This window comes from Acinetobacter sp. C26M, assembly GCF_023702675.1.
Taxonomy (GTDB): domain Bacteria; phylum Pseudomonadota; class Gammaproteobacteria; order Pseudomonadales; family Moraxellaceae; genus Acinetobacter.
Genome location: NZ_CP098478.1, coordinates 3,409,000 through 3,430,921, shown reverse-complemented (window position 1 = coordinate 3,430,921; position 21,922 = coordinate 3,409,000). Strand labels below are relative to the sequence as shown.

The 21,922-nt window shown below is 40.7% G+C and carries 27 protein-coding genes and 1 pseudogene; 11 read left to right on the top strand and 17 right to left on the bottom strand.

The window, feature by feature from the left end:
* The first annotated feature begins 43 nt into the window (after nt 1–43).
* A complete protein-coding gene (locus NDN11_RS15780; protein WP_251110171.1) occupies nt 44–289 on the top strand; it encodes an RNA recognition motif domain-containing protein in 246 nt (81 codons plus the stop codon).
* A 6-nt stretch (nt 290–295) separates the two neighbouring features.
* Nucleotides 296–656, top strand: a pseudogene (locus NDN11_RS15775) (ASCH domain-containing protein).
* Nucleotides 657–671: 15 nt separating this feature from the next.
* Here the strand turns inward: NDN11_RS15775 and NDN11_RS15770 are convergent.
* Nucleotides 672–1,016, bottom strand: a complete 345-nt coding sequence (locus NDN11_RS15770; RefSeq protein ID WP_251110170.1) for an EF-hand domain-containing protein — start codon at nt 1,014–1,016, stop codon at nt 672–674.
* Between the two features lie 84 nt (nt 1,017–1,100).
* Between NDN11_RS15770 and NDN11_RS15765 the strand changes: the two genes are divergently transcribed.
* Nucleotides 1,101–1,604, top strand: a complete 504-nt coding sequence (locus NDN11_RS15765; RefSeq protein WP_251110169.1) for a DUF6586 family protein — start codon at nt 1,101–1,103, stop codon at nt 1,602–1,604.
* 103 nt (nt 1,605–1,707) lie between these two features.
* Entirely contained in the window at nt 1,708–1,986 is a 279-nt protein-coding gene (locus NDN11_RS15760; protein ID WP_167250532.1) for a hypothetical protein, read from the top strand.
* 55 nt (nt 1,987–2,041) lie between these two features.
* On the opposite strand, the gene NDN11_RS15755 is transcribed toward NDN11_RS15760, so the two are convergent.
* The 4 genes from NDN11_RS15755 to NDN11_RS15740 all read right to left on the bottom strand — a co-directional run bounded on the left by NDN11_RS15755 (nt 2,042) and on the right by NDN11_RS15740 (nt 6,011).
* Nucleotides 2,042–3,757, bottom strand: coding sequence for a cation:proton antiporter (locus NDN11_RS15755; protein ID WP_251110168.1), 1,716 nt, complete (start codon nt 3,755–3,757; stop codon nt 2,042–2,044).
* Between the two features lie 226 nt (nt 3,758–3,983).
* A complete protein-coding gene (rpmG, locus tag NDN11_RS15750; RefSeq protein ID WP_003654787.1) occupies nt 3,984–4,139 on the bottom strand; it encodes a 50S ribosomal protein L33 in 156 nt (51 codons plus the stop codon).
* Nucleotides 4,140–4,151: 12 nt separating this feature from the next.
* The gene (gene rpmB, locus NDN11_RS15745) at nt 4,152–4,388 is read right to left on the bottom strand and encodes a 50S ribosomal protein L28 (protein ID WP_004649871.1); all 237 of its coding nucleotides are present in this window, start codon (nt 4,386–4,388) and stop codon (nt 4,152–4,154) included.
* A gap of 168 nt (nt 4,389–4,556) precedes the next feature.
* Complete coding sequence (locus NDN11_RS15740; protein ID WP_251110167.1) at nt 4,557–6,011, bottom strand: coniferyl aldehyde dehydrogenase; 1,455 nt, start codon at nt 6,009–6,011, stop codon at nt 4,557–4,559.
* A gap of 121 nt (nt 6,012–6,132) precedes the next feature.
* Between NDN11_RS15740 and NDN11_RS15735 the strand changes: the two genes are divergently transcribed.
* The 5 genes from NDN11_RS15735 (at nt 6,133) to NDN11_RS15715 (ending at nt 9,811) form a co-directional block, all read left to right on the top strand.
* The gene (locus tag NDN11_RS15735; RefSeq protein WP_004655980.1) at nt 6,133–6,831 is read left to right on the top strand and encodes a TetR/AcrR family transcriptional regulator; all 699 of its coding nucleotides are present in this window, start codon (nt 6,133–6,135) and stop codon (nt 6,829–6,831) included.
* Nucleotides 6,832–6,919: 88 nt separating this feature from the next.
* Nucleotides 6,920–7,783 (top strand): formyltetrahydrofolate deformylase, encoded by an 864-nt coding sequence (gene purU / locus NDN11_RS15730; protein WP_004802565.1) that lies wholly within the window; start codon nt 6,920–6,922, stop codon nt 7,781–7,783.
* 209 nt (nt 7,784–7,992) lie between these two features.
* Nucleotides 7,993–8,742, top strand: coding sequence for an energy transducer TonB (locus NDN11_RS15725; RefSeq protein WP_216076284.1), 750 nt, complete (start codon nt 7,993–7,995; stop codon nt 8,740–8,742).
* Between the two features lie 42 nt (nt 8,743–8,784).
* Complete coding sequence (locus NDN11_RS15720; RefSeq protein ID WP_167250538.1) at nt 8,785–9,405, top strand: MotA/TolQ/ExbB proton channel family protein; 621 nt, start codon at nt 8,785–8,787, stop codon at nt 9,403–9,405.
* A gap of 1 nt (nt 9,406) precedes the next feature.
* A complete protein-coding gene (locus NDN11_RS15715) occupies nt 9,407–9,811 on the top strand; it encodes an ExbD/TolR family protein (protein ID WP_167250539.1) in 405 nt (134 codons plus the stop codon).
* A 51-nt stretch (nt 9,812–9,862) separates the two neighbouring features.
* On the opposite strand, the gene msrA is transcribed toward NDN11_RS15715, so the two are convergent.
* The 5 genes from msrA to thyA all read right to left on the bottom strand — a co-directional run bounded on the left by msrA (nt 9,863) and on the right by thyA (nt 13,548).
* Nucleotides 9,863–10,387: a peptide-methionine (S)-S-oxide reductase MsrA gene (gene msrA, locus NDN11_RS15710; RefSeq protein ID WP_167250541.1), complete on the bottom strand. Its 525-nt coding sequence runs from the start codon at nt 10,385–10,387 to the stop codon at nt 9,863–9,865.
* Between the two features lie 106 nt (nt 10,388–10,493).
* Complete coding sequence (locus NDN11_RS15705) at nt 10,494–10,970, bottom strand: META domain-containing protein (RefSeq protein WP_167250542.1); 477 nt, start codon at nt 10,968–10,970, stop codon at nt 10,494–10,496.
* Nucleotides 10,971–11,096: 126 nt separating this feature from the next.
* On the bottom strand, nt 11,097–12,152 hold the full coding sequence (locus NDN11_RS15700) for an Lnb N-terminal periplasmic domain-containing protein (RefSeq protein ID WP_251110166.1): 1,056 nt from the start codon (nt 12,150–12,152) through the stop codon (nt 11,097–11,099).
* An 18-nt stretch (nt 12,153–12,170) separates the two neighbouring features.
* Complete coding sequence (locus NDN11_RS15695) at nt 12,171–12,680, bottom strand: dihydrofolate reductase (protein ID WP_167250546.1); 510 nt, start codon at nt 12,678–12,680, stop codon at nt 12,171–12,173.
* A 25-nt stretch (nt 12,681–12,705) separates the two neighbouring features.
* Nucleotides 12,706–13,548 carry a thymidylate synthase gene (gene thyA, locus NDN11_RS15690; RefSeq protein ID WP_251110165.1) on the bottom strand — a complete coding sequence of 281 codons (843 nt, stop codon included), beginning with the start codon at nt 13,546–13,548 and terminating at the stop codon, nt 12,706–12,708.
* A 172-nt stretch (nt 13,549–13,720) separates the two neighbouring features.
* Here thyA and NDN11_RS15685 point away from each other — a divergent pair, with 172 nt between their 5' ends.
* Entirely contained in the window at nt 13,721–14,545 is an 825-nt protein-coding gene (locus tag NDN11_RS15685) for a YwqG family protein (RefSeq protein ID WP_251110164.1), read from the top strand.
* Nucleotides 14,546–14,595: 50 nt separating this feature from the next.
* Here the strand turns inward: NDN11_RS15685 and NDN11_RS15680 are convergent, their stop codons facing one another.
* The 3 genes from NDN11_RS15680 to NDN11_RS15670 form a co-directional block, all read right to left on the bottom strand.
* Entirely contained in the window at nt 14,596–15,171 is a 576-nt protein-coding gene (locus NDN11_RS15680; RefSeq protein WP_004655958.1) for a xanthine phosphoribosyltransferase, read from the bottom strand.
* Nucleotides 15,172–15,259: 88 nt separating this feature from the next.
* Nucleotides 15,260–15,964, bottom strand: a complete 705-nt coding sequence (locus tag NDN11_RS15675) for a DUF3108 domain-containing protein (protein WP_251110163.1) — start codon at nt 15,962–15,964, stop codon at nt 15,260–15,262.
* 194 nt (nt 15,965–16,158) lie between these two features.
* Nucleotides 16,159–16,839 carry a hypothetical protein gene (locus NDN11_RS15670; RefSeq protein ID WP_251110162.1) on the bottom strand — a complete coding sequence of 227 codons (681 nt, stop codon included), beginning with the start codon at nt 16,837–16,839 and terminating at the stop codon, nt 16,159–16,161.
* Between the two features lie 241 nt (nt 16,840–17,080).
* Between NDN11_RS15670 and NDN11_RS15665 the strand changes: the two genes are divergently transcribed.
* Nucleotides 17,081–17,968: an energy transducer TonB gene (locus tag NDN11_RS15665; protein ID WP_167250601.1), complete on the top strand. Its 888-nt coding sequence runs from the start codon at nt 17,081–17,083 to the stop codon at nt 17,966–17,968.
* A 361-nt stretch (nt 17,969–18,329) separates the two neighbouring features.
* Here the strand turns inward: NDN11_RS15665 and NDN11_RS15660 are convergent, their stop codons facing one another.
* From NDN11_RS15660 to miaB, 4 genes are all read right to left on the bottom strand, one after another.
* On the bottom strand, nt 18,330–18,629 hold the full coding sequence (locus NDN11_RS15660; protein ID WP_251110161.1) for an antibiotic biosynthesis monooxygenase family protein: 300 nt from the start codon (nt 18,627–18,629) through the stop codon (nt 18,330–18,332).
* Nucleotides 18,630–18,640: 11 nt separating this feature from the next.
* On the bottom strand, nt 18,641–19,126 hold the full coding sequence (gene ybeY / locus NDN11_RS15655) for an rRNA maturation RNase YbeY (RefSeq protein WP_251110160.1): 486 nt from the start codon (nt 19,124–19,126) through the stop codon (nt 18,641–18,643).
* A 74-nt stretch (nt 19,127–19,200) separates the two neighbouring features.
* Entirely contained in the window at nt 19,201–20,277 is a 1,077-nt protein-coding gene (locus NDN11_RS15650; RefSeq protein WP_004655946.1) for a PhoH family protein, read from the bottom strand.
* A 39-nt stretch (nt 20,278–20,316) separates the two neighbouring features.
* The gene (gene miaB, locus NDN11_RS15645; RefSeq protein ID WP_167250560.1) at nt 20,317–21,768 is read right to left on the bottom strand and encodes a tRNA (N6-isopentenyl adenosine(37)-C2)-methylthiotransferase MiaB; all 1,452 of its coding nucleotides are present in this window, start codon (nt 21,766–21,768) and stop codon (nt 20,317–20,319) included.
* Between the last annotated feature and the right edge of the window lie 154 nt (nt 21,769–21,922).

Here is a 21,922-nt window from a genome sequence, read left to right as displayed (position 1 = left end):
TTGATTCATTGATTAAACAATGAATCATCTTTTAGGTTTTAGCATGAAAATTTTAGTTCGTAATTTAGACCGTAATGTAACTGATGTGGAAATTCTCGACTTATTCAAAGCATATGGAAAAGTTGAGTCTTGTGTCGTGGTCAAAGACGAAGCAACGGGTAAATCGAAAGGTTTTGGTTTTGTTGAAATGCCAAATCCACGTGAAGCGATTAAAGCAATTAAAGGTTTAAATACCTTGAAAGTAAAAAGCCAAGGCATCCGTGTCAAAGCTGCGGATGATAAAGCTTAATTATCAATGCTAAAGCAATATACGGCTTTATCAATTGTTGCGCCAAATGCTGAGCGAATAGCGAAGAAAATTAAAACTCTTGAAGTTCGCTCATGGCAACCTGAAATGTTGCCGCTGAAGGATTTGATGATTGTAGAGAATCAAAAAATTCTTTTGAATGATGGGGTGAAGGCGTTAGTTTTTGCAGTTACACTGGTGGATATTGAATCAGGTAGATCAGTGGCAATTTGATGAAGTTGACGCAGCTTGTGCGACGTATTGGGTTGAAGGATATTTTGCTTGGGTTATTCGCAATATTCGTCCGATTGATCCAACGGTTCAAGCCATTGCCAAGCGAAAACTCTATCTACTTGAGTTGGATATCTGATAACTTATCCTACTGTTATTTACCCCAAGTTGAACCCCAACCCTGACAAGGGTTCGTAAAATATTGATAAATATTGATCATTTCTTGCTGGTCGATCAGGCCATTGTGATTAAGATCTAAGGCTTTAAAGATTTTTATTCTTTTGGAGTCGATTGTGAGGACCTGTTTTTGCCAAGTAACGGGTTGGCCTTGTAACAGGATCAGTTTTTTCCATTCATTTTGATCAATCATTTGATCTCGGTTGAGATCATAATCGGCATAGAGCTTTTCCCAGTCTAATCCAGCAGGTTCGCAGCTATAAGCGATGGGAATGACCATACAACATATTAAGCTCAGTATGGCTTGTTGAATATGACGCATGGGTAGGCTCAAAAGATATTGATTTTATCATTAAAGCATTTAATCTTAAGCTATCCAAGCGAAAGGATCTTGAAGGAAAATATTATGTCCCGTGTTGCTCGTTATCATGCTGATCGTACCAATCAAAAACTGTATTTTGCTCGTCTCGCATGTCAACAAGCTGAGAAAACTGAACATATTCAACAGGCACAGGCTTATCGCGAAGCTGCTGTTTTCCATTTGCATGGTGCAATTTTAGCTTTTTTGCAGGAACTAGTACGTTATTACCGTTTGAATGATTTACAGCCGACCTTTAAATCAATTGAAGAGCACATGGCGGATAAAGGGCAGGTCTCACCCGAAGTTTTAGTCTTGCAGCAACTGGCAAAAGATGGGTTTGTGGCAGAGCTAAAACGTGCATACCGTATGTGTCAATATGCACCAGAGCCAACAGCACCAGAGCCTGAAAATGAGACTTCTTCAAATCTGATTATTAAAGTGACGCAAAGCCCGCAGGCTTGGTTGCCCGATGCTAAAATCCTACGAGAGTGGCACCGTGAACTGAGTCATTTAATTGATGGTTTTCGTAATGAAATGGTGGAGTTCTAAGTCAAATCTTAAACATGACTTGAAATCTTTGCTAACAGTACTTATATAAATAGGACGTGAGCGCAAAATACTTTGCCACCATGTTGAAACATGGAGAAAATTTATGTCAATGCAACAGTTAAAAGAATTATTTGGTAATCAGGAAGCAGTGCTTGAACTGGTTCAACTCGAAGGTGGTGAGCTTGCTTTGCGTAATGCGGGTTCTGATGGTGAGCCTTTAGTCAAAATACAGTTTAGTGACGAGGTAAAAGCTATACTCGGAGACCAAACACCAACTGTCGCACAGCATATGATTCAGGCGGCATTGTTTGGTTTGCTAGAAAAGCAAATGAATCAATGGCAAGCTGAAGTGATTGACGAGCAACCCACTCATTTGAGCTAATCTCCCAAGAAAAAAAGCGTACTTCAGGTACGCTTTTTTGTGCCTTTAAAATAATTTAATGGGCTTCGGATTGATGTGCAAGTTCAATCTGGTTGAGAATGTGATGACTCATGTTCTTGGCCATTTCCTCTTTGGCATAGAACACTTCACCAATATTTTCTTCGCGAATCACCACGGCTTCTTCTTTGCTTTCTGCGCAGATGAGTACCTGAATCTCAGGATTGAGTTGTTTAGAAATATCTACAATGCGGTGAATATCCAAAATATCCATCGGTGAAATCACCAATAGACGTGCATGTTGAATATGAGCTTGAATCAGAACATTGGGTTCAGTTGCTTCACCGCTGACAGCAGCAATGCCCTGAGCGCGTAACTTCTCAACAATTTCACGATTTTCTTCAGCAATCACCACTTTGATATTCTGCTCCATCAGGTTTTCACTGATCCGACGACCGACGCCCCCATAACCGATAATTACCACCTGATCGCGTAGATAAGCTTGATCTACCTCATCTGGTAACATTGCCAGTGGATCACCACTACGCTCTAATAACCGTGCCAAATGCGAACGCTCACGAATCCAGCGTTGTACAGGTTCAATCGCAGAGAACACGAAAGAGTTCAGGGTAATTGAGAATAATGCACCAGCAAGAATCAGGTTTTGTGCATCAGGTGTCAATAAACCTAATGATAAGCCAAGTGTCGCCAAAATGAAGGAGAACTCACCAATTTGCGCCAAACTGGCGCCTACGGTTAAGGCGGTATTGACTGGGTAGCGGAAGAACAGGACTAAAGCCATTGCAGCTAGCGTTTTGCCAATCATGATAATAGCAACGACGGCTAAAATACGTAACGGCTCTTCAAGCAAGATGCTTGGATCAAACAGCATACCGACTGAAACAAAGAATAAAATCGAGAAGATTTCACGTAAGGGGAGGGTTTCTTCTTCAGCACGATGGCTAAAGTCAGATTCTTTTACCACCATCCCCGCAAAGAATGCACCAAGTGCCATTGATACGCCAAACACGGCATAAGAGCCGTATGCAATCGAAACCGCAGCTGCAACGACAGTCAGTGTAAACAGCTCACGAGAGCCCAGACGTGCCACGAATTGCATGATCATTGGCACAAGTCGTTTACCAATAATCAGCATGAAGGCGATAAAACCTGTGACTTTAAGTAGGGTAATGCCAATGGTCATCCAGATACTTTGTGATGTATCTGTCCCCGGCAGCGCTTGTCCACCGAGTAATACTGCTGTTGCGGGTAAAAGTACCAAGGCTAAAACCATCACAAGGTCTTCAACCAAGAGCCAGCCGACAGCAATTTTTCCATTTACGGAATCGAGTAAGCCACGATCACCCAATGCCTTGAGCAGAACAACAGTACTGGCACAAGACAGGCTTAAGCCGAAGATGAGTGCCGAGCCAAAGCTCCATCCCCAAAACATAGAAACTGCAATCCCGAGTAAGGTTGCTACCGCAATCTGTAAAATTGCTCCAGGTACAGCAATACGACGTACTTGCAGTAAATCTTTGAGGGAGAAATGCATTCCCACACCGAACATGAGGAACATTACCCCGAGTTCAGCCAACTGATTGGCAAGTTGCATATCGCCGACCACGCCAGGCGTATTTGGACTAATAATAATGCCTGCAACTAAATAACCAATCAAAGGAGGTAGACGTAGACGTGCTGCGATATAGCCAAAAATAAGGGCCATACCAAAACCAACAGCAAGTAATATAATTAAATCAACATCATGTGGCATTGCGGTTCCTTAATCGTTGCGGTTAAGGTAGAAATAAATGAGCATAAAACATGCCAAGAAAACAGCGAATAAATTGTAACAAGTAAAATCGAATTTGTTGATGACAATTTTTTTATTTATCAAAAAAAATCATGTAAACCACAGTTTCATTTCTTTTGCATTATGACCTTTTTTTTAGGCAAAAAAAACGACTTCAAAAGAAGTCGCTTTTTTTAAAGAACTAAAATTATTTAATTTTAGCTTCTTTGAAGATTACGTGTTGACGGATTTTTGGATCAAATTTTTTGATTTCCATTTTTTCCGGCATAGTACGTTTGTTCTTAGTAGTGGTATAGAAATAACCAGTACCAGCTGTAGAAACGAGGCGAATCTTATCACGCATTGTTCAGACTCCTTAGATCTTTTGACCTTGAGCACGGAGATCAGCAACAACTTTCTCGATACCCAATTTATCAATAATACGCATACCTTTAGTAGTTAGACGAAGACGTACAAAACGCTTTTCGCTTTCTAACCAAAAACGGTGGTGGTGCAGGTTCGGCTCGAACCGGCGTTTGGTTTTGTTGTTTGCGTGCGATACGTTGTTACCAACGATTGGACGCTTGCCGGTAACTTGGCAAACCTTAGACATGGTGAACTCCATTGCTAGTTTATATAGCACTGTTTCGTGCAACTAGCCATTCAAGTAAACGGATGAAATCATTCAAGGGGCGTTTTATACCAAAAATACGATTAAAAGACAAGCGAATTTAGTAAAAACAAGGCATGAACTGGTGTGATAGCTCATGCCTTAACCAGCTTAACGAAATAGTGTTTTTAAAAGCAGTTTGTGCGTTGCTTTATTATAAGGCGGTAGGATGAATTTTAAACTGTAAAGTTTAGGGCTGACAGGATTTGACATCATTGACCGTTCATGTGAGAAGCTAAAGAAGCCCTCTTTACCATGATATTTGCCCATACCCGATGCACCAATGCCCCCAAATGGTAGGTCATCTTGTGCCACATGCGTTAACACTTGATTGATACCAAAGTGCCCTGAATGGGTACGTCCTGCGACATAGTCAGCACGTGCACTATCGATATCGAAGTAATAGAAAGCCAATGGACGTGGACGACTATTAATGAATTGCAGCGCATCGTCGATATGATCGTATTCTAAAATAGGCAAAATTGGACCAAAGATCTCATTCTTCATAATTTCCATTTCAGTGGTCACGCCCGTTAATAGGGTCGGTGCAATCTTACGAACTTCAGTTAAAGACTCATGTTTGGCATTCAATTCAACAATCGTGGCACCTTGGTCACGAGCATCTTCTAAATAACCTTGTAGGCGGTTGTATTGCTTGTCATTCACAATAGAGGTGTAGTCGTTATTGTCACGCAAGCTTGGGTACATCGTGGTCACAAAGTCATTGTAGTGCTTGGTGAACTCGGCTGTTTTACCTTTAGGCAAGAACATATAGTCTGGCGCAACACAGGTTTGCCCCGCATTCCAGAGTTTACCCACGGCAATACGTTGTGCCACATCGCGAATATTCATGGCTGAATGAACCAGCGCAGGCGATTTGCCACCTAATTCTAAAATTACTGGAACGAGATTCTCTGCTGCCGCTGCCATCACCGTTTTACCGACAGAGGTTGAGCCTGTGAAGATCATTTTATCAAAAGCAAGATGACTGAATGCATCTGAAATGACGCCACCACCATTCACGACAGCAACCAATTCTTGTGGAAATGCTTCCGAAAGGGCATTTTCAAGCACATAACCAAAATTTGAAGAAGCACTCGAAATTTTGATCATGGTATGGTTACCTGCAGCCAAAGCACAGATCAATGGGCCGACTGAAAGTAATAAAGGGTAGTTCCATGGTGCAATCACCCCGATTACACCTAATGGTTGATATTCTACCCAGCCTTTTGCTGGTTGGTGTAACATGCTGATATGGCGTTTAGATGGTTTCATCCATTCAGTTAAGTTCTTGCTATAGTATTTGATATGTTCTAGACAAGTCAGAACTTCGCCAATTTTGGTTTCCATAATGGCGCGGTTGCCATAATCTTGACTAATTGCGTTAGCAAATTGATCTTGATACTTTATCAAGATGTTTTTAAGTCGAGCTAAGCGTTCAATACGTTCTTTGGCGCTTGGCACAGGATGGCGCTGGTAAGCTGCTTTTTGCTGCTCAAGCAAATCATGTAGCCGTTTCACATCAACATGAGGTGTCATAGCGGTTGTTTTTGTTTGACTGTTCATAGGAGTGGACCAAAAGAAAGCTTATTATTTTTTAATTTTTAGAGTAAATACTCTAAAGTGTCAAGTCGCTTTATAGGTTTGTTTTATAACCTATTGATTATGTTATAGATGGTTAAAATCAATGTCGCACGCTAAACCGAATAAAACAAAAGATCGAATTCTGCAAATCAGTTTGCAGTTGTTTAATGAGCGTGGAGAGCGTTCGGTCACAACCAATCACATCGCGGCTGAACTCGGGATTAGCCCAGGCAACTTGTATTATCATTTCCGTAATAAACAGGAAATTATTAAAGAACTGGCACAGCAATATCAGGCAGAAACTTTGGAGATGTTGGCTTTGCCAACGGATCGTCCATTGAATGCAAATGATAAAATTAGCTATTTTCAAGTACTCAGCAATCAGTTGTGGGCATATCGTTTTATTCATCGCGATGTCTATCATCTAGTTGAAAATAATGAAGACTTTAGAAAAATTTATCCACGTTTTGCTGGACAGGTGATGCAGCAGGGGCAAAAAATCTATCGTGCCTTTGTAGATGCTGGCTTGATGAAAATGACCGATTCAGAGATTGAAGCCTTGATCATCAACTTGTGGATTGTGCTGACTAACTGGACCAATTTCTTATATATGTCAGGTCATATCAGCGATAACAATCGTCTGGAAGAAAAATGGGTTTGGCAAGCATTGCGCCAAATGGTGTTCCTAGAAGGTCCATATTTAATGGGTGAAAGTCGCCAAACCTATGAACAGTTACTGAAATCACTTGGACCATCAGACTTGTTCGCGAGTTTGTCTAATCTTAAAAATGATGACGAATAGATCGTCAGCAGCTATTTAGTCAATAGCAAAAAAGGGTTAGAATGCTCGGCTTGATTTTAATTTGATTCGAATAAGTGATATTAACCAAATGAACACGACTACAGCCCACACAGCGCGATTACTGATTACTTGTGAAGACAAGCCTGGGATCGTGCAAGCCGTATCGAGCTTTTTGTATCATCAGGGAGCAAACATTACCGCACTTGATCAGTACGCAACAGAAGCTCAGGGCGGGCGTTATTTCATGCGTGTTGAGTTTGAGATTGATCATTTGCAATCTCGTAAAGAAGCGCTGATGCAGACCTTTGCTGCCAATGTTGCTGAACGTTATGAGATGCAATGGAAGCTTACTTTTGTTGGTGAGTTGAAAAAGGTCGGTATTTTAGTTTCTAAAGTGGACCACGCTTTATTGGAATTGTTATGGCGTCATGCGCGTGGTTCATTGCCATGTGAAATTACCCAAGTTATCTCAAACCATCCAGATTTGCGTGAATCGGTTGAAAACTTTGGTATCCCATTCCATGTTGTTCCAGTCAATAAAGACAATAAAGTTGAGGCTTATGCTCAAATTGATGAAATGATGCAGGGCAATGATCTATTGATCTTGGCGCGTTATATGCAGATTTTGAGTGAAGACTTTGTTGCCAAGTGGGAAATGAAGATCATCAATATCCATCATTCTTTCCTGCCTGCTTTCGTTGGCGCAAATCCATATAAGCAAGCCTATGAGAAAGGGGTGAAACTGATTGGTGCAACAGCACACTATGTGACAGCTGATCTCGATCAAGGCCCAATCATTGAGCAAGATGTTGAACGTGTTAGCCATGATTATAATGTGGAACAGTTACGCGAGTTAGGCGAAGACGTTGAACGTAACGTATTGGCACGTGCAGTAAAATGGCATTTAGAAGACCGTATTATTGTTGATGGAAACAAAACAGTGGTGTTCTAATCCATCACTTTGTTTCAGTATGTAAAGAGAACATGTCGAAAGGCATGTTTTTTTATATTTATTTTTCAATGGTTAGTGAATATACAATAAAAAAACAGTTGCAAATGAAAACACTTCTCATTTATTATTACGGCACTTTCATTGTTCTATCCGATGAGTGAAATCGTTTTTTTAAAGGTTTGACCATCTATATTGGTACTTAGATTCTTATGAGTCAATCTCCTGCCACATTCAATACGCCACACCCGATGAAAAAGAAAATCATCACTGCATTAGTTGCCGTTGTGATTGGACATGTAGGAGTTTTGTGGGCGGTTAGCCACATGAAAACGATTGAGTTAAGACCAATCGAAAAAGAACCGCTTAAGGTGAAGTTCGTTAAAATTAAAGAACCACCTAAACCAGAGCCACCTAAACCAAAAGAACAGCCGAAACCTGAACCTAAAAAAGAAGTGAAGGAAGTTAAAGTCGTTGAAAAACCTTTACCTCCACCGAAAAAGATTGAAAAGGTTCAACAGGTAAAAGAGGCACCAAAACCTGTTCTTCAAAAAACTGAACAAAAGATTGAACCTAAAGTTGAGACCAAAGTCGTTACTACAGTCACTGAAAAAGTGGTTGAAAAACCACAACCTGTTCAGGAAGTAACGAAACCTCAACCTGCTGCTGATCCATCACCAAAACGTGTATCGATTGGGGGTTCAGGGGTTCAGTGGAGTCGTTCACCGAAATTATCTGTTACAGCAAAAGATTTAGATAACCAAACACGCTCAGTGATGGTACTGATTGAAGCTGATGAGAAAGGTAAAATTACCAATGCACGTGTTACACGTAGTAGCGGCATACCGAATCTCGATGAAAAAGTTTTACGCGCTGTAAGAAGTGCGAAATTTAAACCGTATATGGAAAATGGTGTTGCTTACCCGATTCGAGCAGAGCAGCCGTTTGATCTTAGTCCTTAATAAATTTGAGTCCTTGCGACAGATTAAATCAGGAGTTCGTATATGAACTTTTCAGTTTATTGGCAACATGCAGATGCAGTAAGTAAAACACTGTATTTCATCCTTTTAGCAATGTCGATTGCGACGTGGACTATTTTCATTCTGCGCCTATTAGGAACACGCCAATTAAAACAACAAGCTTATACTCAACTTGTTCAAGCTTTGGCTGCACTTAAATCAAAGCTACAGCCTTTATCGTTTGAACAACGTAAAGCTGTCGCTGAGCAAGCATTGCTTCGCCAAATCTCTGCTGAAAAATCACAAGCAGAAAAAGGTGTATCCGTTCTTGGAACAATTGCTTCACTTGCACCGTTTGTGGGTTTATTCGGTACAGTATGGGGGATTTTCCACGCACTTGTAGCAGTAGGTAAAAGTGGTCAAGCTGGTTTAGCTCAAGTCGCAACCCCAGTGGGTGAGGCACTAATCATGACCGGTCTTGGTCTGGCAGTCGCGATTCCTGCGGTTATGGCGTATAACATCTGTGTACGTTTCAATCGTGGCTTGGCGCATGATTTACAAGATCAAGCACATAGCTTGTTAATCGATACCATGTTGCAGCAAGACAGCGCAGCAAAGACTGAAACTAAAGCGACTCAACAAAGTTTAGTTGGAGGTCAAGCTTAAAATGGGCTTTCAATTGGGTGAAGACCACGACAGTGGCATGAATGAGATGAACCTCATTCCTCTGATCGACATTATGTTGGTATTGATGATTATCTTTTTAGTCACAGCAACGGTTGCTAACCCATCAATTCCATTAAGTTTACCAAAAACCACTGCTGAAATTGTAGATCCACCACCAAAAGCGATCACCATTAGTATTAATGACAAAGGTGAAGTGGCTTGGGATGCACAGATTATTAGCTTGGAAGAGCTAGAGAAGCGCTTCCAAGAGGCGGGACAGGCTGCGACTAAACCGACTGTACAGCTACGTGCAGATAAAGAATCAAGATACGACACGGTTGCACAAGTGATGTCTCGTGCCAGCGAAGCAGGCTTAAGTGATATTGCGTTTGTGAGTGAAAACTAAAACAACGTGTTAGAAAGAAAAAAGCAACTCTCAGAGTTGCTTTTTTTACGCCTAGTCTGTTTTGAGGAGGTCGAGATATTTAGCACGTAATTTAGAAAGCTTCGGAGGAATGCTAAAGTTGCAGTAACCTTGTGATGGATTGCGTGCAAAGAAGTTTTGATGATATTCCTCAGCAGGGTAGAAGGTGGGTACTGGACTCAGTTCAGTCACAATATTTAGACCTTCATCGTCCAGATCATGAATAATCTGTTCTGCTTGTTGCTTTTGATCTTCATTAAAATAATAAATAACAGAGCGATACTGCGTGCCAATATCATTACCTTGGCGATTTAAAGTGGTTGGATCATGCGTGGTAAAGAACACATTTAACAATTGCGTATAGCTGATCTGCTGTTCATCAAAATCGATGAGGACAACTTCAGCGTGTTGAGTATTACCTTGGCATACCTGTTCATAGGTTGGGTTTTGGCTAATTCCACCGGCATAACCACTAACGACTTTTTCTACACCTTTAAGCTGTAGAAATACCGCTTCTACACACCAAAAACATCCACCACCAACGAGTGCTTGTTGCATGAGATTCCCCAATTTTTAATTTTAAGAATGCTACTAAAGTAAACGAAGTATTGAAAAAGTAAAAGCCCGTGTTCGAAACGAGCTTTTACTTTTTTACGATAAGGAATTAAGGAAGTGGTTGAATCACAGTCACAAAACTCACTACAACTTTACCAGAGGTGTCTAATAACTTCAGTTCATGGCCTTTAAGTTCGTAGCTGGTTGTGCTTGCCAATGCGCTTGCATATTGACGAGAGAGTGCGCTGTTGTCTTTACCGATACATGCCATCATTGTTGAGGCAATTGGACCTAAACGTAAGACAGAGCCTTGGCTTTCAAAGCTGCCTTGAATCTGGTTACAACCATCGGCACCGAAGAAGCGTTTGCCTTTCGCATCAAATTGAATCGCAGGGCGCTTGCCAGAAAGATCATTACTTTTAATCTCCACACCATTGATCTGTGTTGCGATCCAGTTGCGGTTATACAGCCCCGTGCTTTCTTTCTGAGATGCATTCGGTGAGGTTTGGAGAGATTCTGTGGTTGCACAACCCGTCATTGCTACGGCAACTGCCAAAGTACAAGAAGCTAAAAAAGGCTTTAACATAAGATTTTAAATCCGAATCATTGTGTTTCTATGCTTAGTATTAAAATAAAACAACGTGGAGCTGAGCAGGATATTCGGTATCCTTTTGTAAATGTTCAGATGTTTTTAATGAAATTAGTGGAAAAATCACTCAGTTTTAGGAAGCCCTGTACGAATGACATCCGAAAAATATTCACTGCTTTGGTTCGGTTGTTGTTCATATTGCTCAGCACGTGGATTGATATGTGCCAAGCGATACCATTCTTTCATACTGTAATTTTGATTGAGCGCTTTCAAATCGTAGAGGTAATTGGGTAAATAACCTGAGGCCAATAAACGGTAATCTTTGGGTAAACGTTGCGGATTAATCGCTTGAACCATGTCAAAGACCAGTGTGGTGCAGTTACTGGTAAGCGTGTTGTACCATTTGGCTTCTGCACGGAGTTCATCAGCCTTGTGTAGATATTCAATAAATAGGGCTTTACGTTCAGGTGCAGGCATTCTGATCGGGAATAAATAGACTTGCTCATGACGAATATTGCTGCGCGTATAGATCAAATCTTTTTCATCTGAAGCGACTAAACTGAGTTCGTATTTACGGAAAAAGCCACCAATCGCAGAAAAATCTTCGCCTTTTTCCTTACGAATTTCAATGGAGAATACGAGTGGCTTTTGATCTGAAAAATTGAAGCTGACCAGCGTATGCGCAATTTGTGGGCCCATCCAATAAGAAGTGATGACATTGATGCCCGTAATTTTATTGAGATCAATGCTGCGATCTTCCCAATGAATGTCGTAACTTCCATCAGCATGCCAGTCAAAATTCCGTACATTATGTAGCTGTACAATATCCCCATTCTTTTCGTAATGGAGCTGTTCTGCAACTTCTGGGTTCCAATCTCGATCTTGTCTTGCATCTAAGGAAAAATACCAGACTAAGGAGCAGGCAAAGGCAACACAGTAAATCATGATATCTGTGCGGCGGCTAAAAAGATGGCCACTGACATAGACGCCAATTAAGCTGAGTGCAAATAAGATCCATAGCACAATGGCTGCACGACTAAAAAAACTACCTAAGGGTTGCTGAATCCATAAAGCCAGACAGAGCCAGATACTTGAAAGGATCACGCACAAGGCAAACAGACTGTGTAAAAGCCCGATGCCTAAAGCGATGAAAAACTCACGTGATCCAATATTCTGCATGACAAGTGCGATCCATTTTTATTTCTGGTAGGTCGCAAACTCAAAACTAACCCCTGATTTCTCATCAGTATGTTGTTCCGAGTGTATTTTGCGAAAGTCAGCGGAGATTTTTGGGTAATGCGCATCGCCTTGAACATCGAGATCAACGTGAGTTAGTTCTAAGCGATCAGCAATAGCGAGCGTTTGGGTAAAAATCTCCCCACCACCAATAATAAATAAGGATGCTTTTTCGGCGTGTTGTGCGTCTGTAAGTGCACCATTGAGTGCATCTTCAATACTGAGAGCGACTTTAACCCCGTCAAAATGCCATTCAGGGTCACGTGTAATCACCCAATTGACACGATTCGGTAGGGTACGTCCCATAGATTCAAGGGTTTTACGCCCCATAATCACCACACCACCTTGGGTAATGGCTTTAAAATGTTTCAGGTCAGCAGAGATATGCCACGGCAACGCATTACCTTTACCGATACAGTGCTTTTTATCCATTGCAACTACGTGGACAACTTCAGTGCCTTGCCATGCCATTTTATATTCTCTCTAACTAATCGATTTAAACTGCAACAGGTGCTTTGATTGCTGGGTGTGATTCATACCCAACAATTTCAATATCTTCAAATTTAAAGTCGAAAATATCAGTGATCTCAGGATTTAGTTTTAATTGACACAACGTTAGCGGCTCACGACTAAGCTGTAATTGCGCCTGTTCAAAGTGATTGGCATATAAATGCGTATCTCCACCTGTCCAGACAAAATCACCTACGCCTAAACCACAGACCTGAGCAATCATGTGTGTAAGTAGGGCATAACTCGCAATATTAAAAGGTACACCCAAAAATACATCGGCACTGCGTTGATATAACTGGCATGACAGTTTGTTGTCTTGTACAAAAAACTGGAACAGGGTATGGCAAGGTGGTAATGCCACTTTACCTGCTTCATTTGGGTTCCAGCCTGACACAATCAAGCGACGTGAGTTGGGATTGGTTTTAATTTCATTGATCAACCATTTGATCTGGTCAAATCCATCCTGTTGGTAGCTACCATCTTCATTTTTAGTTGCGCCAAAGTTACGCCATTGATGACCATAAACTGGACCAAGCTCACTTTCAGGACGGCCAAAACGGGCTGTTTGTTCTGCGGTTGCCCACTCATCCCAAATCGAAACTTTATTGTCTTTGAGATATTGAACGTTGGTATCACCTTTAAGAAACCAAAGTAATTCTATGGCAATAGAGCGAAAATGGACTTTCTTGGTGGTGAGCAGCGGAAAGCCTTTAGAAAGATCAAAGCGCATCTGATGACCAAATACTGAACGTGTACCTGTGCCAGTACGGTCGCCTTTGTCGCCGCCATTGTCGAGGATATGTTGTAAAAGGTCTAAGTAAGTGCGCATCGTGATTCCTAATCGCAAATTTTTATCGGGCTAATCTTATCAGAATTTATGTGATAAATAATGTGGCAATTAAGCGTCATTAGCTGTCGTAGTGCAGACTTTGTTCTCTGTTTAAATTTAGCTGCTTGTTTTATATTACATTCTACAAATAAGTAGAGGGATAAGCAGTAGAATGAATTTTAAACCAGAGACATTGCCGAACAGTGTGCAGCCATATTTAGAAAAAATCTCGGTGACTGTTCTGCCAACCATCACCATGCAACTGACTCCCAGTGATGAATTAACTTTATGGCAAAGTAAAATTGGGGGACAACCTTACTTACCGCTAGATGCGACTTATCCAGTCGACACTGATGGCAATCCGTTAGCTTTGCTAGCACAGTTTAATTTTGCTGAAATTCCAAGTTTGCCCAATTTCCCGGATCAGGGGATTCTACAGTTCTATATCGCTGCCGATGATTTGTACGGGATGAACTTTGATGACCAACAGCAGCAATCGGGCTTTAAAGTGTTGTACTTTGATCAAGTGCTTGAAGATGCATCACAATTAAAACAGGACTTCTCTGAAGTTCAGTTAGGTGAAGATGATTATTTGCCATTTACGGGGCAATACGCGATTGAATTTAGTCGGACTTCTCAGCCAATTAGTCTTGGTGATTTTGCCTTTGCACCGAAGATTTTAGGTGTCGATGAACTGTATGATTTTGAAGATCAATTTAAAGGTGGTGATTTCGAAGATGATTTTATCGAGCCATATGATGAAGTGGCTTCCGCAAGTGGGCATCGTTTAGGGGGATACCCTTATTTTACTCAGACAGATCCACGTCAATATAATGAAAAGGTGCAGGATTATATTTTACTTTTTCAACTGGATACCGATGATGCTGAAAACGAGATTATGTGGGGCGATTCGGGAGTAGGAAATTTCTTTATTCACCCAGAGGATTTAAAGAAGCGAGACTTCTCTAAGGTGTTGTATAACTGGGACTGTTGTTAAATAAAAAAGGCGGATGAGTTTTCATCCGCCTTTTCTCTAGGTTTTAAATCTTACTCAGTAACAAAAGTAACTTTGCCATCTTCTAAAGATTTAACACGCGCTAACGACTCAACGCGGTAGCCTTTCTCAAGCAATACATCACGGCCAGGTTGGAATGATTTTTCAATCACGATACCAACACCGACAACTTCGGCTTTTGCTTGATGAATTAAGTCAATTAGACCTAACGCAGCTTGACCATTGGCCAAGAAGTCATCAATTACAAGTGCTTTGTCACTTGAACTAATGTGCTTGTTTGAAATCGCAATGGTACTTTCAGTCTGTTTGGTAAACGAGAACACTTTAGAACGATAAAGATCGTCTTTCAGTGTTAATGACTGATATTTGCGCGCAAAAATAACAGGAACGCCAAGTTCTAAACCTGCCATGATTGCAGGTGCAATACCCGAAGCTTCGATGGTAATAATTTTAGTAATACCAGCATCTTTAAAGCGAGCGGCAAATTCTTTACCAATCAGCTGCATTAACACAGGATCGATTTGGTGGTTTAAGAAAGCATCAACTTTCAAAACCTGATCAGATAGAACGATACCTTCATTTAAGATTTTCTGTTCTAAAGCGTACACGGGAGAATCCTCTAAACGGATGCTTGTTCAAGCAAAGGCATATTTTAAAAAGCATCTAAAAAAATGCAAGCCAAAATTGACCAGATGCTCAGTTTGTTTTACCTGAATAACCCGTTAATAACAGACCATATGATGATTTTCCATCATTATGTGCCATTTTCACTGGTAAGTAATCCAATTTTGGAGCTAACCAGAACACGGTATTACGCTCAGCTTTATCGTGTTGCATCACGACTTTGATCGTATTGAATGTGCCATAAGGGGTTTTGACACTTTCGTTTCCTTGTTTCACAAAACGACGTTCATCCAATGCTTTCGCATCTGCAATGAGATATTTGGTTTTTAGTGAATTGTTTTTTAAATCCTCTCGGATTTGCAATTCAGCATTGAGTTCATCCAATGCACCTGCTTGCCATGCAAATGAGTTAGACGTCTTATCTTTTTGAGTATTCACAACTTTACTGCTTGGGTTGAAATCGATACTCATTGTGTTGTTGTGAATCAAAATTTTACTGCTACGGCTAAATTTTTGTGAGTTAATTTTACTATTCACAAATTCAAATTGGCTGGTTTCAGATGCGGATGCGATTGCACCCGCTTTGGCACTGAATTGATAAGTCCAGTTATTGCCTTGTTGGGAAAGGGTACGTGTGGCAGAACCTAAGTTTTTATTGTTGTAGCTAAACTGATAACTCGCCTGAAAAGGTGCCATTGCCAGCGCATGACTAGATAAGCTAACGCTTAGAAGCGTAGCTGACGTAATACCTAGTACTTTCAATAATTGCTTTGTCATAACACTATATCCTTTGAGTGATGCAATCAGTCATTACTCATTTATCTTTACCATTCAATAAATCTATTATGCTCGTAGATTATGAAGAAAAGATCAGGCTTTTTATGAGGTACTTGTTAATTTTTCGTATAAATCATGAAGATATATATTTCAATGATATATCGTGAGAACGGGTAGGCCACAATAGCGAGTGGCTATCTTTTACCGTCTTTTTGTTGAATTGGCGTGACTGCGCTATCGTTAACATTATCTTCATCAAAGTCATCATCATTGGAAGGCGATAAAATTGCAGTAAGATTGACATTGCCCCAAACAATTAGCTCCGCAGGGCGGACACGAGCGCGATTGACATGCACTTTACTCAAAGTTTCGATAATGCTGGCCTTTTTTCCCAACCAGCGGTTTAAATCAAGATAAAGTAAATCATCTTGGACTTTGACCACTTCAAAATGCTCTAGGATTTTGCCGAGTGGATCTTCTTCACGGAATTTCTGGTAATACCAGATTGCGATATAAAAGCCCCATTTTTGAAAAATGTTTTTAAACTTGGCTTCAATCACTTGGGTGTTGCTGATTTGCTCGAATACCATTAATTGTACATTTTGATTCATTTCCATTTGAATCAATTTTAAATCAACTGATAAGGTGGTATGCAGACCTTTGACATCGAGGGTCGTGTATAAGCGTAACCAACCATCATAAAGATCGGCATGCAGGTCTTGCATGATGCCAACATTTTCGGTGACATAACGTTCCATGGTGGCATTCACAAATACTTGTGAAAGTGAAAATTCTCTTTCTTCTTCGATGAATTCTTCTGCTTTTTGGTAAACTTTACGTAGACGTTTAACAACAGATGAAATTAGCGTTTGCATAAAAGTTGTTCCAGAAAGTGAATTGATGAGTAAAGCAATGCCACGATCTTTGTATTCACTAAAAAATAAAAATAAATTTCTGACTTGCAGTGTAGCAAAATTAATTGCTACATTTTCATAAAATGATGGTATGGAAACACTGTAACTATAAGTGGATCACATTTTTGTAAAAATTTGAATATTGGTTGGGTTTTTATACGGTGCTGCCGTTGGGGATGGGACATTTTGTCACTTAAATGCCATGTTGAATAAAATAAATTTTCGTTCAGAACTGCCTCCTTATTGGTGGCAAGACCCTATCTTTGTTGGGGCTGTAGCTTTAGCGATGTTGCTGCATGGCGCTGTACTGGCTATTCAATTTACCATGCCGTCGCCATCTGATACTTCAACCAAAGAAATAGCTGTCACTGTTCGACCAAGCCAGGAAAAAGTTAAAGACGCAGATTTTTTGGCACAAGCTGATCAACAAGGTTCTGGTGAGTTTCGTGAAGCACATCGGATGTCGAGTGATATGCCTTCCCCAATGCAGACAGATGCCACTACAGGTGAAAAAGAGCTAGATAGTCTAGAAAAAATTCAGCAAAAACGAGAATTAAAATTCGAAGAAAAGGTTCTAATGACTGTTTTAAGCTGGCAAAAGCAAGCAGAACAGAGTGAACGGAAAAAGACTCTAGATGACCTACAAAGCCAATTTCAAGCTAAAGCGGCGATGGTCGCAAGCTTAGAAGCACAATATTTGCAACGCCAACAAAACTTTAGCCGCAAACAACGCATTAAAACGGTCGATGGTATTCAGGCTAAACAAGATGCATCAGCTGCTTATCTGGATAAGTTTCGTCAAAAAGTCGAGTTATACGGGAACCGCTATTATCCTGATGAGGCCAAACAACAACGATTGGCGGGGGAAGTGCGTCTAATGGTGATTTTGAATGCAGAAGGTGGAATTCGAGCAATCCGTTTAATTGAAAGTTCTGGGCATGCAATTTTAGATGAAGCAGCTAAAGCATCAGTGCGCCGTGGTGCACCATTTGGACCTTTTGATGCCAAGATGAAAAAGGATATTTCTGAGTTACGCATCATTCGTACATGGCGTTTTGATCCTGTCGATGCTGAATTTGAAGTACACTAATTAAGGTGTACTTCTTATAATAAAATAATGATGTACAAGATAAGAATTAAATATTGGTGAAAATCATAAATATATTTCCTATCAATCAAGATTTAAACTCAAATAAAACAGTTAGTTGAATTTATTTCTTGAAACTTGAATTGATAATAAAAATGATCACTATTTAACCTGTGTTTTTATTAACTCTCATTTATTTGATAAAGAGTACTATGGAATTTTCCCAGCATATGGCCAAACGACATGGGGAAAGCCACGTAATGCAACTTTAGCTTTACGCTACCAATTCTAATTCTCTTGAGATATAAAAAACGGCTGAATTCAGCCGTTTTTTTATTGAAGATGTGGATAAGTTTTGAGTTATTCACAAGCCATTTTGATTCGAATAAGCTCGTTCAACTTTGCAGATTTCGACGCTAAAGTCTCGATACCATTTTTCTTTACCTAAACGCTGAGCAACCAGATGTTCTGCATCGCGTTGCCAAAGTTTAATATCGTTTAGGCTGTTCCAGTAGGACAGCGCTATTTCAAAACCATTTTCGCTACACGCTTCAAATTTGACACAGTTAAATTGACTCAAGGCTTTATTTCTCAGCATTTGTGCCATTTCTGAGTAAGTTGCATCAAGTTGTTTGATCGTGGCTTTAAAAATAACGATATACATAGGACCTTGGATTAGCTTTCATCGGCTTGGTAAGGGTTGGCGATACCCAATTTTTTTAGAATCTCAATTTCTAAAGCTTCCATTTCTTCAGCTTCAGTTTCACTGGTTTCATGATCGAAACCAAGCAAATGTAGAACACCGTGGACCAGTAAATGAGTGAAATGGTCGCTTGGTATCTTTTGCTGTTCAGCCGCTTCTTGTAAAACCACAGGAATACAAATAACCAAGTCACCTAAAGGCTCTGCATCGAGTAAGCTCAGCATTTCCTCAGGAATATCACTTGGGAAAGACAGCACATTGGTTGGTTTGTCTTTTTCGCGGTATTGCAGATTGAGCTCATGGCTTTCAGCTAGATCAACACAGGCAATTCCAATTTCACAATTGACATCAAAACCGACATGACGCAGTGCAGTTTCGATATTTTTTTTGATTTGACCACGTTTAAGTGGCAATTCCACAGCTTGAAAGTCTTGTTGAAGACTTAAATTGATTTTCAAAGTAGATCCTTAAAATCGTCCCCCTGAGATGCGACTAAAGCGTCACAACGAAAGGGGGAGTGAGGGGGATTTTTCTAAATGTGTTGCGCATCTGCAGCAGAATCATTTTCTGCAATCAGCGCTTCTTGTTTAGCTTTGCGTTCGGCACGGGCTTCAGCAGACAGGCGTTGCTGTTCACTGTCCCAACCTTCGTAAGCTTCAACAATTTTTTGTACCAATTGATGTCGGACCACATCACGCGAATGGAAACGGGTGATATGAATTTCATGGACGTTTTCAAGTACACGTAATGCTTGTGCTAACCCAGATTGCTGCCCACGCGGCAAGTCAACCTGTGTGACATCACCAGTAATCACGGCACGTGAACCAAAACCTAAACGGGTGAGGAACATCTTCATCTGTTCAGGAGTAGTGTTTTGTGCTTCATCTAAAATCACGAAAGAGTGGTTTAGCGTACGTCCACGCATATAAGCAAGCGGCGCAACCTCAATCACTTGGCGTTCAATCAGTTTGGCTACTTTTTCAAAGCCCAGCATTTCATAGAGGGCATCGTAAAGCGGACGCAAGTAGGGATCGATTTTTTGGGTGAGATCACCGGGTAAGAAACCGAGCTTTTCACCGGCTTCAACTGCTGGACGAACCAGCAAGATACGTTGAATTTCGTTACGTTCCAGCATATCAACTGCAGCAGCAACCGCCAGATAAGTTTTACCTGTCCCTGCTGGGCCAATACCGAAGGAGATATCACTTTGTAAAATACGTTGTACATAGCGTTTTTGATTGGCACCACGTGGATTGATTCGCCCTTTGCGGGTCTGTAACCAAACGCTATCTAAACCTGTATGCTCTTGATCTGAATCATCCATCAGTTCACGATCTGTCTGTGAACCTTGGATCATCAAATGAATGACATCGGCACTAATTTGTGAGGAAATTTCTGATTCTTGATAGAGCCGTTGCAGTAGTGCTTCGGCTCTTTCGACCGCTTCTATATCACCATCGAGATAAAAGGCATCGCCACGGTGAGTAATTTTGACATCTAAACGTTGTTCGATTTGTTTTAAATGCCCGTTATACGCACCGAGCATGCTTTTCAAACGTTCCAATTGAATCTCAGGGAACGTTACTGTACGTCGAATCGCTGCAGTCAAGATAAACCCTTTTTGTTGCTCTGTAGGAATACCCTTACATTACGCCACGTCAGGTTCAAGATTCAAGAGTTCTCCGTAAACTAAATTTAAAGTTTTAATTTCAGTGATCTCAATCTCTGCGAAACGTCCAATCCACGTGGCATCACCGATAAATGTCACTAAACGTGTATTGTCTGCTGTACCGATTAAAACATTCGGATCTTTATCCGAAACCTTCTCAATCAAGACACGCTCAATTTTACCGAGCATTGCATCAGTCTTATCAATACTAGAACGTTTAATCACTTCTTGTACTTGAGCCAAACGATCTTTTTTCACCTGCTCAGGGGTATTGTCTGGTAAGTCAGATGCAGGTGTACCAGGGCGTTTAGAATAGACAAAACTATAAGAGTGATCGAAATCTAGGTCTTTAATGAATTGTAAGGTTTCAGCAAAGTGTTCATCTGTTTCCCCTGGGAAGCCGATGATGAAATCGCTAGATAAATGCATATCTGGACGGACTTTACGTAACTTGGCAATTTTATCGATGTAGACATCAATCGTATGATTACGTTTCATGGCTTGTAGTACATCATTTGAACCGCTTTGTACTGGCAAGTGCAAATGCGAAACCATTTGTGGTAGATCACGGTAGCATTGAATTAGATCTTCAGAGAATTCAAGCGGGTGAGAGGTCGTGTAACGCAAGCGGCCAATGCCCGGAATTTCTGCAACTAAACGGAGTAACTCAGGGAAAGTACAAATTTCGCCTTCGAAGGTTTCACCACGATAGCCATTTACGTTTTGACCGAGTAGGCTAATTTCACGTACACCTTTTTCAGCCAACCCAGCAATTTCAGCCAATACATCATCTAAGGGACGAGACACTTCTTCGCCACGGGTATAAGGGACTACACAGAATGAACAGTACTTCGAGCAACCTTCCATAATTGAAACGAATGCTTTAAAGCCTTCGACACGGGGTTCAGGCAAAAAGTCGAACTTTTCAATATCAGGGAAAGAAATATCAACCAATTTAATTTTTTCTTTCTTTGGTTTTTCAATTTGAGCGTGATGCTGATCTAGCATTTGTGGCAAACGGTGCAGTGTTTGTGGACCAAAGATCATATCCACATAAGGTGCACGTTTTTGGATATTGTCGCCTTCTTGCGATGCAACACACCCACCCACACCAATAATGAGATCAGGGTTTTGTTCTTTAAGTTTACGCCAGCGACCTAAACCACTAAATACCTTCTCTTGTGCTTTTTCACGAATCGAACAGGTATTCATGAGCAGGATGTCTGCTTCATTCGGGTTGTCAGTGAGCACATAGCCATGTGAATCACCTAACAAATCTGCCATACGATGACTGTCATACTCATTCATCTGACACCCTTGAGTTTCAATAAACAATTTCTTGATTGAAACATCAGCGGTGTGCATTGGCTGGGTAACAGTGTTTTCTGAAGCAGCTTTTACAGCACTGGGAATGAATGTTTGAACCGTCATGCAGGCTCCTAAACAAGGTGGATTTAAATAAACGGCGGATTATAGCAGTATTTTAAACGGAACGCAGAGAATAAAAAACTGACAAAAATGGACAGTTTGTGAATAAAATTGTGTGAATTTTAATGAATATGAATCAGTAATTTACATAACACAA